This window comes from Microtetraspora sp. AC03309 (assembly GCF_020826795.1).
Taxonomy (GTDB): domain Bacteria; phylum Actinomycetota; class Actinomycetes; order Streptosporangiales; family Streptosporangiaceae; genus Microtetraspora; species Microtetraspora glauca.
In genome coordinates this window covers 134674-145746 of record NZ_JADDIL010000011.1, presented here as the reverse complement: position 1 = coordinate 145746, position 11073 = coordinate 134674, and the positions used below count along the sequence as shown (strand labels likewise).

11 protein-coding genes are annotated in these 11073 nt (G+C 71.1%); 3 read left to right on the top strand and 8 right to left on the bottom strand.

Features of this window, described 5'->3' with window-relative positions; translation table 11 throughout:
* Positions 1–5: 5 nt before the first annotated feature.
* Positions 6–119: a potassium-transporting ATPase subunit C gene (locus IMZ11_RS08695; protein ID WP_228639374.1), complete on the top strand. Its 114-nt coding sequence runs from the start codon at positions 6–8 to the stop codon at positions 117–119.
* 189 nt (positions 120–308) lie between these two features.
* Here IMZ11_RS08695 and IMZ11_RS08690 read toward each other — a convergent pair whose 3' ends face one another.
* The 3 genes from IMZ11_RS08690 to IMZ11_RS08680 all read right to left on the bottom strand — a co-directional run bounded on the left by IMZ11_RS08690 (position 309) and on the right by IMZ11_RS08680 (position 2162).
* Positions 309–746 (bottom strand): YbaB/EbfC family nucleoid-associated protein, encoded by a 438-nt coding sequence (locus IMZ11_RS08690; RefSeq protein ID WP_228639361.1) that lies wholly within the window; start codon positions 744–746, stop codon positions 309–311.
* A gap of 3 nt (positions 747–749) precedes the next feature.
* Entirely contained in the window at positions 750–1622 is an 873-nt protein-coding gene (locus IMZ11_RS08685) for a hypothetical protein (protein WP_228639359.1), read from the bottom strand.
* A gap of 78 nt (positions 1623–1700) precedes the next feature.
* Positions 1701–2162, bottom strand: a complete 462-nt coding sequence (locus tag IMZ11_RS08680; protein WP_228639357.1) for a hypothetical protein — start codon at positions 2160–2162, stop codon at positions 1701–1703.
* A gap of 225 nt (positions 2163–2387) precedes the next feature.
* On the opposite strand from IMZ11_RS08680, the gene IMZ11_RS08675 reads away from it, so the two are divergent.
* Positions 2388–6194 carry an NACHT domain-containing protein gene (locus IMZ11_RS08675; RefSeq protein ID WP_228639355.1) on the top strand — a complete coding sequence of 1269 codons (3807 nt, stop codon included), beginning with the start codon at positions 2388–2390 and terminating at the stop codon, positions 6192–6194.
* Between the two features lie 95 nt (positions 6195–6289).
* Positions 6290–6739 (top strand): group II truncated hemoglobin, encoded by a 450-nt coding sequence (locus IMZ11_RS08670; protein ID WP_061260697.1) that lies wholly within the window; start codon positions 6290–6292, stop codon positions 6737–6739.
* Positions 6740–6758: 19 nt separating this feature from the next.
* Here IMZ11_RS08670 and IMZ11_RS08665 read toward each other — a convergent pair whose 3' ends face one another.
* The 5 genes from IMZ11_RS08665 to IMZ11_RS08645 all read right to left on the bottom strand — a co-directional run bounded on the left by IMZ11_RS08665 (position 6759) and on the right by IMZ11_RS08645 (position 11057).
* A complete protein-coding gene (locus tag IMZ11_RS08665) occupies positions 6759–7334 on the bottom strand; it encodes a hypothetical protein (RefSeq protein ID WP_228639353.1) in 576 nt (191 codons plus the stop codon).
* Positions 7335–7438: 104 nt separating this feature from the next.
* Complete coding sequence (locus IMZ11_RS08660; protein ID WP_228639351.1) at positions 7439–8269, bottom strand: hypothetical protein; 831 nt, start codon at positions 8267–8269, stop codon at positions 7439–7441.
* Positions 8270–8491: 222 nt separating this feature from the next.
* Positions 8492–8938 carry an Lrp/AsnC family transcriptional regulator gene (locus IMZ11_RS08655; RefSeq protein WP_061260692.1) on the bottom strand — a complete coding sequence of 149 codons (447 nt, stop codon included), beginning with the start codon at positions 8936–8938 and terminating at the stop codon, positions 8492–8494.
* Positions 8935–10290, bottom strand: a complete 1356-nt coding sequence (locus IMZ11_RS08650; protein ID WP_228639372.1) for a transaminase — start codon at positions 10288–10290, stop codon at positions 8935–8937. Before IMZ11_RS08650 ends, IMZ11_RS08655 begins: the two co-directional genes overlap by 4 nt.
* Before the next feature lie 107 nt (positions 10291–10397).
* Positions 10398–11057, bottom strand: coding sequence for a TetR/AcrR family transcriptional regulator (locus IMZ11_RS08645; protein ID WP_228639349.1), 660 nt, complete (start codon positions 11055–11057; stop codon positions 10398–10400).
* Positions 11058–11073 lie beyond the last annotated feature (16 nt).

Below are 11073 nucleotides of genomic sequence, written 5' to 3'. Positions count from 1 at the left end.
TCCCACTGGAGCGGGTCAGGCGGCTCATCACGGACAACACGACCGGGCGAGCCCTCGGCTTCATGGGAGAGCCCGCCGTGAACGTTCTCGCGCTCAATCTGGCGCTGGACAAGGGGTGAACGGGAGGTGCGGGCCGTCTGTCACAGGCGGTCCGCACCGTCTCGGTGTCCAGCGGCGTCACGATGCCATGGTGTTATGGCCGTCAGCGGATCAGCGGCGTCAGAAGCATCAGCGACTTCAGCGATCTGACCAACTTCAGCGGCGTCAGGGTCTACACGACCTGAGCAGCGTCAGCGACTTCAGCGGCTTCAGGGGCGGATCAGCGCTCGGAGCCGCTCGATCATTTCGGTGGCGTCGCGGAGGTTCTCCTCCAGCGTCCTGGTCGCGTCGCGCGTCAGGTCACCGAGCAGCCGCCGATCGGCGATCAGGGAGTTGGCCGGGTCCAGATGTTCGGTCGCCCGCTCCCGCGCCCGGGTCTCGGCGTCGTGCCGAGCCTGGTGAATCAGGCCGAGGATCGTCTCGGCGAGCTCGTCCGAGCCCATCCGCATCGCACGTGGGTCGATGTCGATCCCCTGGACGCCCGAGCTGTTCGAATAGTCGACCGCGATCCGGCCGTCGTCGGATTCGGCGCGTACGGCGATGCCGTCGACGTCGCGGTGGATCGCCGGCATCTGGTCGAAGAACCGGTCCGCGTCGCGCGCCATACGCTCCGGATCGACGCCCAGAGTTCTCGTGAACTCGTCCACCTGTCACTCCCAGGGGTACTTGTAGGAGCCGTCCGCGTTCTGCTCGGGCGCGTACGGACCGGTGATCGTCTGCCGGTTTCCGGCGATGTCGTTGACCCCCTTGGCGCCCGCCGCCTGGGGGAGGCCGGGAGTGAGGGGCATGCCCGCGCGTGGGCCGAACGGGTTCTTCAGGAACCCGTCGCCGGGGAACTTCCCGCTGATGCCATGTGCGGTCAGGTCACGTTCGACCCTGTTCGCGGTTCCCCAGATCAGCAGCGGCCCCTGAGAGATGGTCGCCTGGACGAAGTCGGTCACCGCACTGTGGTCACCCCTGGCGGACCTGACGAAGATGTCGCCCGCGACCGCGGCCCCGAGGAGTCCCGCGCAGGTATGGAGCAGGACCTCGAGCCCGGACTCCACCGCGACGAAGCCGCCGTGCATGCCGTGCAGCGCCTTCACCGCGATGAGGCGCGCGTTCACGGCGCTGGGCGGGGTGACGCTCGCGAGGAGGACCCAGGCCGCGACCGCCGCCAGGGTCAGCGCGACGAGCCGCGCGAGCAGGACCATGGCGTACGTCGCCACGGCCGCCATATAGAGAACGACGGCCACGACGGCCGCCCGGATCTCGATGCTCGCCAACTCTTCGAGGAAGGCGTCCATCCCGTGTTGGAACGCCCGCCCGTCCTCGCTCTTCCAGTCGTCGTCGGACACGCCGGAGACCAGGTCGATGATCCGTTCTCTGGCGGTCCGGACCTCGCTCACGACCTCGCGCCAGACCTCGGCTCCGTCCCAGAACGCCTTCGGGTCGTACTGATGGATGTACAGCTTGGCGACGAACGGCCACGCCGCCGGGACGCGGAGGGCGGAGAGGGTGAGCGCGGCTCCTGCCCCGATCATCAGGCTCTCCTTCGCCATGGCGGCGGCGCCGTCAAACATCGGGTGCCCACGCCGGGGCGTCGCACGGGTTCGCGGCCATCAGATCTCCCTCAGGGTGGCGGCGCTTTCGGCGTTCGCCCAGGTGGCGGCCGCGAGCCCGACCTCGTCCCGGATCACCACGATGTCCTCGGCCTTGCCCTTCAACTCCCGGAGTGTGTACGCCTCGGCCTCGTTGTAGGCCAGGGCCAGCGAGTACGTGAACGAGGTGAACGTCGACTCGGCGACGGAGAGCGCGACGATCTTCTTGATCACGCTGTCGAGTGGTTCCGCCGCCTCGGGGAGACCGTCCCGGATTTCCCGCAGCCGACTCCGCTCGACGGCCACCTCTTGAGGAGAGGCGGGGGGTGGCGGGATGAGCGGGCCTCCGGGCATCCAGGGGATGGTGCCGTCCTCCCGGGACCCGTCATCGCACTCGCGGGACGGTCCCTTCGGGGGACGCGGCGCGCCGTTCCAGAAATCGTCACCTGCGGCGGTTCGGGGTGGTGTCGGGTCGGGTTGCACCACTTCTCCTTTCGGACGCGGCCTCCACTTTCGGGCACGATTCCGGCGCAGAGTGATCATTGATACGGAACTTCTACGGGTTTGCGGCGGGTTCATACGTGATCTTGACGGCGTCCTCGTCGCCGGCTCGAGACCCGGCCGCTGACCCCGGCGTCGTCGAATCGGCGCCGGGTGATGTCGATGTGATCGGGATCATCGCGCGTTCCTTGCCGTACATTTCGTGGCATGCCCCCCGTCTGGCTGGACACCGGCGACAAGATCGCATCGCTGGTCGGGGCGGTCGCCGGAGTGACCGCCCTGCTGGTCCAGGTCATGGCGACGGTCCTGCGGAAACCAGCGGCGACCGAGGCCACAGGAGGCCGGCGCCCACGCCGATGGACGAGCCGGATCTCCCTGACCGCGTTCGTGACCGCCGGTGTGGCCGGACTCGTCCTGGCGGCACCGTCGACGGCCCGAGGGGAGCCGGACTGGCGACTGGGCGCCGCGGTCGTTCTCGTGGCGGCGACGGCCGCCGTCCACGGCGCGGTCCGGCGCCGTGAACCGGTCACGCTCAACCCCGCCGTACGGCACCTGCTGGTCGAGCAGCGGCGAGAGGCGGAGCGCCATCGCTACCACCTGACGGGCTCACACCTTCCTCGGGTCACCACGCTCTATGTCCAGCAGCGGGCTGATGCGGGCGTGGGGCACACTGGCCGGGCCGTACCGGGGGACAGGGGACCGATGACGCCCTTGGAGATCCTCACGCGGTTCCGGCACGCCGTGATCGTCGCGGAGCCGGGAGCCGGCAAGTCCACGCTCACCGCGCACCTCGCCGCCGCGTCCTCCGAATGGTGGCAGGCGGCACGGCGCGGGTCCCGGAAGAAGTCGCCGTTCGGCGAGGCCGTCGCGCTGCGCCTGCCCGCCCCTCGACTGGTGGGCAGGGACCTGGCGGCGGCGCTGGCCGATCACTTCTCCAGGCACGGAGACGAGGTGGCGCGGGACATGTTCACCCGGCCGCCGTTGGAGGGAGCCCGCTGGCTGGTCCTGGTGGACGGCCTGGACGAGATCGCCGATCCGGACGAGCGATCTCGGGTGCTGACCACCTTGAGCACGTCCGCCGAGCAACGGTCGGATGTGTTCCGCTTCCTGATCACGACCCGGCCCCTTCCTCCGGGTGAACTGGCCGAACTGGTGCGGGCCGGCGCGGCGGACCTGCGGCTCCGGTTGTTCGACGCGTCGGATCTGCGGCGGTTCGCCCAGCGTTGGTTCGAGGCGCGACCGGTGGCGGGGGCGGGTGCCGAGCCGCTGGAGTCGGCCCGTACGTTCGTGGCCGGCATCAGGCGGAGCGGGATGTCCGCGCTGCCACGGGTGCCGTTGCTGGTCACCATGGCGGCCCTGCTGTACGAGCGTGATCCTTCGGCGGGGCTGCCCGCCGACCGCACCCGGCTCTACGAGGAGTTCGTCACCCTGCTGCGCGCTGCCCGGCGCCGGCCCACGGAGACCGCCGCCCTGGCGTGGACGGAGCACGAGGACCGCCTGCTGGCGCACCTCGCCGCGATCAGGGTGCATGCTCCGGAACGCCACCTCCTCGAAGCGGCGGTGGAGTGGACGTCGGAGCGGATCCCGAGCGAATCGATCGCCGGGATGACACGTTCGGTGCTCACCAGCACGGTGCTCAACCGGCTCCTGGCGACCTCGCTGCTCGTCGCGGACGGGACCGATGTGGTTTTCCCCCATCAGAGCCTCGCGGAGTATCTCGCCGCCGGGAGCGAACCGTTCGACGAGGTCGTCTGGCGGCGCGCGATGGGCGACCCCGCGAGCCGGGAGTTCGCCCTGTTCGTGCTCGGCAGGGCCGGCCCTCCCGTGGACGAGTTCGTCCCGTGTCTGCTGGACGGAACCGACGCCGACCTGGTGGCGGCGGGCCGCGTGATCGCCGACGGGTACCGGGTGAAGCCGGAGGTGGCCGAGGCCGTCGTCACCTCCCTGCTCTCCCGGGTGCGGGCGGGTGAACGCGGTGAGGAATGCCTGGACGTGCTCACGGACCTGGCGGTGACCCGGCCGGAGCTGGTCGCGCGCCTGGCCGAGGTCTCCCGCGACCGGGACGTTCCCGACTGGACGAGGGCGATCGTCGCCGACGCCCTGGTGGACGTGGACAGGAAGACCGCGTGCGCGCTGCTGGCCGAGATCGGCCTCGACGACGAACTCGGGACCCATCCCGTGCGGCGCTGGTGCGCGGATCGGCTGCTGGCGCATGCCGACGACAGGGCCGCCCACCGGATCCAGAAGATCCTGCAGGTGGACGGTGACTGGGAGATACGTTCCTGGGCGCTCGACCTGGACGATCTGCTGCCACCGCTGCCCGACGTGCCCGAACGGGCGCTCGCCGCGCTCGCCGACGACCCGCGCCAGCAGATCTTCCTCCGGGTTCAGGCGGCCACCGCGCTGCTGGAGCACGCGGCCCCGGTCGCGACCCGGATCCTGACCGACATCGCGACCGATCACGGAGAGGACCAGCGGGCACGGTTCGAGGCCGCCCGGGTGCTGGCCCAGCGTGCCCGGCCTCCGGTGCTGACAGGTCTGGAGGTGCTCGCGGAGAGCCCGTCGACCAGCTCCACGCTGCGGTGTGAGGCCGCGATCCTGCTCACCGGACATGAGGACGCCCGCGGCTGGCTGGTCCTGCGGGACCTGGCCGGAACAGCGGAGGAATCGTGGGTGCGCTTCCGCGCCGCCCGGAAGCTCTGGGAAGACGGCATCGATGAGGGACGCGACGTCCTGCGGGGGCTCGCGATCGACGAGCGGACGGGCCTGCGGACCCGCGTCGCGGCAGGACGCCTTCTCATTGAACGCGACGATGCGCACACGCGGGCGGAGCTACGGCAGGTCGTGACCCAGGCTGACGGCCTCTCCGCCCGCTACTGCGCGGCCCGGGCACTGCACGAGGCGGGCGACGCGACGGGTACGGCGGCGCTCCGCGAACTGGCCGCCAGTCCGGCCGCCGGTCCGCACATCCGGCACGCGACCGGGCTGGCACTCCTGCGCGCCGGCGATCCCACCGGCGTCGCTGTGCTCGAAGCGGTGGCGACCCAGAGCGCCGACTCCCAGGCGAGGATCACAGCCGCCCGGTCGCTGATGCCGTACGACGCCGCTGCGGCGGTCGCGGCGCTCCGCTCGATATTCGACGAACCGCGTGTGGGAGGTCACATCCGCTACCAGGCGGCGTCGTCCCTGCTCGAACACGGCGACGAGGTGCCTCTCGCCCGGCTTGCCGCGCAGGTCCCCGACAGGCTGCTGCGCGTGGCGATCGCGCAGACCTTGCATGAGCGTGGAGACTCCGCCGGACTCGTGATGCTCCGCGACGTGCTGTGCGCCAGACGGTCCGGGGGAGTCGCGCGACACAGGGCGGCGACCGCGCTGGCCGGGGTGGGCGTGCCGGGGCGTGCGGTCCTCCGGGAGACGGCCGAGTCGGGACCCCGCAGAGTGAGACGGGCCGCGGTGGAGGCGCTGATCCGAGCGGAGGGCGAGAAGGACGCCGCGTGGTTCGTGGAGCTGCTCCTCCGGCGCAAGCCGCGCTTCTACGACGGACTCAAGGTGGTGATCGCACTTGCCGAGATCGGCGGTGAGCAGGTCCGGATCGTGCTGGAGCGCATGGCTCGCAACCGGGAGGCGGCCGGCACGCTGGTCCGGCCGGCCTGCGTGGCGGCCATCGCGGCGGATGCGGAGCCGGCCGCACTCGACGCGCTGACACGGGTGGCCCAGGATCCGCGAGCGGACGTGCTCGTTCGCTGCTACGCGTCGGCGTTCCTGCTCGCCGAAGGTCGGACCGGCGCGGCCCTCGCCGCGTTGCGGAGCCTGCGTGATCGGCGTCGCGGTGGCCCGATCACCCGGCGCCTGTGCGACCGGCTGATCGCCGTCGCCACGGGACAGCGGGTCGAAGCGCTACCGCGGCTCTGGCGCATCCTGTTCGACCTGTTACTCCCGGATCTCGATGTCACCGAGGTCGATTTCGCGGGGATCGATTTCGCCGGGATCGATGCCATCGAGCGACGGCCGTGACGCCTGAAATCCCGATGTCCTGATAAAGGACCGAAGGCGTTGAATGCACTCGCAAAAGCTGGCAGCGCGCCGATTTCGCATGTAATGCTGTAAGCATGGTGAGTCTGTTCGAACACGCGGGTGGACACGAAGGTCTCCACCGGTTCAACGACATCTTCTACAGCAGTCTTCTGGCCGATCCGCTGCTCCAGCCGCTGTTCGGCGCCGGACGCCCCCATCACGTCGCGCACCTTACCGCCTTCACCGCCGAATCCTTCGGCGGCCCCGACGTCTTCTCGCAGGACATGGGCGGGTTTCCCATGCTGATCGCGGCACATCGTGGTCTGAAAATCAGCGAAGAGCAGCGGCAGCGGTTCGTCGAGCTGTATCTGGCCGCCGCCGACAGCGCCGGGCTGCCCGACGACCCGGCGTTCCGCGAGGCGCTGCGTTCGCACGTGGAGTTCGGCTCGCAGGTGGCCGTGCAGAACTCCCACGCCGAGACCGACGACCAGTTGCACCCGCTGCGGGAAGTCCCTCTCTGGGAGTGGCCCGGGCCGTCCGCGTAGGGCACCGCCCGGCCCGCCGTCATCGTCTCGTGAGCGCGGGGTCGCGGGACATCGTCGCCAGGACCGCCAGACCCGCTACGAGCAGCAGAGTCCATCGCAGGTGAGCGGAGAGCGAGACCTCGGGCCGCATGGTGAACATGGAGACCGGCCCGGGGAGGGACAGCATCAGCAGCCAGCCGCCGACGGTCGCGGCGGATGCCACGGCTCCCGGCTCGCTCTGGCCGTACCGGCGGGCCGCCAGGGCGGCCGTCGCGAGCCCGGCGACGAGCAGCGCCGCGAACTCCAGGCTGGCCCACCCCATCCACACGTCGGGAATCCGCGGCGCCACGACGAGGAGGGACACACTCCAGACCGGCACCGCCCAGGCCGCGGCCAGCCCCACCCGGAACAGGGTTCGCGCGCGGAGCGGCGTGGGCGAGGGCGCGATGACGTCGGCCGCCTGGTCGTCCAGCACGAAGGCGCTGGCCAGGGTGACCAGACCCGCGATCACCCGCAGGCGCCAGACACCGTCCGTCCACGACGCCCCCACGTCGTACGGCCAGGCGAGCACGAGCGCGACGAGGACTGTGGCGCCCGCCGCGGGCTGCCACCGCACGAGCCGTCCACTCAACGGGGCGAGCTGCCGGAGCTGCCCGAGTCGCGGGGACCTCGGCGGCGGTGGATCGCCGGCGGCCGGCAGGGATCGACGCGCGCGCGTCTTCACAGCAGCACCCGGATTCCCGCGAAGGCGACGACCACGACGGACACCGCGCCCACCGCCAGCCACAGACGCCGGCGGGAGGAGTCGGCCAGCATCGCCAGCGCTCCCGCCCCCAGGCACAGTCCGAGCAGGTAGACCGCGTGCCAGCCGGCCGGGCCCGGATTGAAGCCGATGGCCGCCAGGTAGGGATGGGGCCCCCAGAGCGCGAAGTCGGCGTAGAAACCCAGCAGGTAGAACGGGCCGGTCTCCTGGCCGGCCCCCGCGCCCGCGGTGTTCACGTACTGGTTGACGCGCACCAGGATGATCATGATGAGCAGCGGTGCTCCCGGCCAGGGCGTCCACCGGGCCACCGCGATCCCGAGCAGGCACCCGCCCAGCAGGTTGAGCGGCCCGCACGCCAGCTCCGCGATGGTCGGAAACCGCTCCAGCTGGTTGCCCGTCACCAGGTAGAGGCAGGACAGCAGCGCCTGCGCCGCGACACCCATGAAGAACGGGGCGAGGGCCGCCAGGCACAGGGCCCCGGTCCGATCCTCCCGCCAGCGCGGAAGCACCTCCAGCAGCTCCTCCGTACCGGCCCGGCGCGCGGACGAGGTGACCAGATTCGCGGCGAAGAAGACCGGTACACCCCAGAACAGCGTCATCGGCGCGGTGAGCGCGGTGAAGGCGGGGCGAGGACCCGCCCAGGCGTCGGGGCCGACCGCGATGCACCACATGGCCACGCCCAGCAGGTTGAGCGGATGGAACAGCAGGCGCCGGGCCTCGTTGGTCGCCAGTACGCGCAGGGCGGAGGGACGCGACGTGCCCCGGACGGCGTGTGGGACGGCGCTCATGGCGTCGCCTCCAGCGCGGCGCGGCCGATGGCGCTCGTGCCGGGTGGTCGCGGGCCGTTCCGCACCGTGTGTTCGTCCATCGCCTGCCCGCAATCCGTGTCTCGACAGCGTGTCGTTCCTCTGTCGCTCCGGGGCCGCCGAACGGTTCGCGCCGGCTCACGGCGGCGCGGGGTGGCGGGGTGGCGCGGGCCGGCCCGCGCCACCCCGCCACCGCGCGGGCGCTCAGGTGCCGGGCCAGGCGAACCGGTGGGTGTGGATCCCGAAGTACGTGAACGCCTCGGCGCGGGTGACTCCCGGAACTCGCTTGATGTGGTCGTTGAGCACGGCGAGTAGCTCGGCGGGCTCCTTGCACACCACCTCCACGAACATGTCGAACGAGCCGGACGTGAGCACGACGTAGATCACGCCGGACAGCTCGCTGATCCGGTCGGCGACGGTGTGCACGTCGCTCTCGACGCGCACACCGATCAGCGCCATGACGGGTAGGCCCAGCGCCATCGGGTCGGTCACGCCGACGATCTGGACGACGCCCTCGTCCCGCAGCCGCTGCACCCGCTGGCGTACGGCGGGGGCCGAGAGCCCGGTCGTCTCGGCCAGCGCGGTGTAGGAGACCCGGCCGTCCCGCTGCAGCTCGCGCAGCACGAGCCGATCGATCTCGTCGAGGTTCATCCGGCCAGCTCGGCCACGGCGGCCGCGAACACCTCGTGGTGCCGGTCGACGTCGGCCTCGGTGGTCGCCGGGCACATCAGCGCCATGTTGTGGAACGGGGTGAGCAGCACGCCGCGGTTGGCCAGGTAGACGTGCAGGTAGTCGTCGAGGTCGGGGTCGCCGGCCGCGTTGGACTCCCCGCCGTCGCGCGGGGCCGGATCGGAGAAGCGGTACTCCGCGCGCGCGCCGAGCTGGGTGACCGACCAGGGCAGCGCGTGCTCGTCGATGACCTCCCGTACCCCCTTGGTGAAGCGGGTCGCCAGCTCGGTCATGGCGGTGAAGGCGTCGTCGGTGAGCACGTGCTCGAGAGTGGCCCGCATGGCGGCGACCGAGAGCGCGTTGCCGGCGAGCGTGCCGCCGACTCCGCCCATGTCGACCAGGTCGAGGCCGCTCATTCCCTCGACCCGGGCCGCCACCTCGGCGGACAGCCCGTACCCGCCGCTGGGGATGCCGCCGCCGACGGCCTTGCCGATCGTCACGATGTCGGGGTCGAGCCCCCACGCCCCTGTGCACCCGCCGGGACCGGCCGAGAACGTGTGCGTCTCGTCGTTGATGAGCAGCGTCCCGTACCGCCTGGTCAGCTCGCGTACGCCGTCGAGGTAGCCGGGCTCGGGCAGCACGATGCCGATGTTGGTGAGCGCGGGTTCCATGAGGACCGCGGCGACGTCGCCGTGGGCCAGTTCGCGCTCCAGGGACGGAAGGTCGTTGAACTCCACCACGCGGGAGGTCACGGTCGGATCGACGGGAGCGCCGACGTTGCCCTCGCGGGAGACCTGCTCGCCGTCCGGGCCGACCACGAGGAGGACCTCGTCGACGCTGCCGTGGTAGCAGTAGCTGTTCACCAGGATCTTGGGGCGGCCGGTGATCGCCCGGGCCAGGCGGATCGCCCAGCGGTTGGCGTCGGTCGCGGTCAGCGAGAAGCTCCAGTACGGCACGCCGAAGCGGCGGCCGAGCTCGGCGCCGACCCAGGTCGCGTCCTCGGTCGGCATCATCACGGTCGCGCCGCCACGGCCCCCGAAGCGGTCCGCGACCGCGTCCACGGTGGCCTGCGGCGAGTGCCCCGCCATGGCGCCGGTGTCGCCCAGGCAGAGGTCGACGTAGGAGTGGCCATCCACGTCGGTGACCCGGGCACCCCTGGCCTCCGCCAGGTAGAGGGGGAAACCGGCGGCGGTCTTGTTCATCCAGGTCATCGGCACGCCGCCGAACAGGTGGGCCCGTGCCTGCTCGTACGCGGCGGCCGAGCGCGGGTTGCGGTCACGGAAGGCGCGGCGCTCACGGTCGAGCAGGTCGGCGAGATGAGCACGGTCGATCATGGTCACTGCCTTAGAAAACATCGAACGAGTCGGTATTCATGACTGAATCTGAAGTCAACGTATACCAGAACGTTTGATTCTTCATAGGGGTGGTCTGGGGCGCGATGTCACCCGGTCAGGGTCGGCAACACCCGGCGCAGCCCGTCGACGATCGCGCCGAGACCCACCTCGAAGGAGAGGTCGGCGGGCGGGCACCGGCGCGCGGCCGCCGCGTCGTCGCGGGCGCGTACGGTCGCGGCGAACGAGGGCGCCTCCGCCGCGAGCGGCCCGGAGTCGAACATGTCGGGCGGGGCCACCATGTCCAGCGCGGATCCGAGGATGAACGACTCGACCGAGACCATGACGGGGATGATCATCTCGGCCGGCCAGCCGCCGCGTTCCAGGCCGACGACCACCTGCTCGTACATCCGCAGGGTCCGCAGGGCACCGGTGATCGGAAGGGTCGCCAGGAGCGATATGGCGGGTGGATGCGCGGCGAAGGCGGCGCGGTATCCGTGGGCCCACTGGATCATCGCCTCGTCCCAGGGCAGCCGGGAGAACATCGAGGCGTCGATCGAGTCGGAGACGAGCTCCCGGACCGCGGCGAGGATGTCGTCCTTCCCCGTGACATGGTTGTAGAAGGAGGAGGGACGCACCCCGAGCCGCTGCGCCAGCGCGGCCAGGGAGAACCCTTCGGCCCCGGCGTCGTCGATGAGCGCGAGGGCGGCCCGCGCGATGATCTCCCTGCTCAGCACCGGTGTGGCCGGTCGGCCTACCCGTCTTCTCATTTCGCCCGGCCGGCCC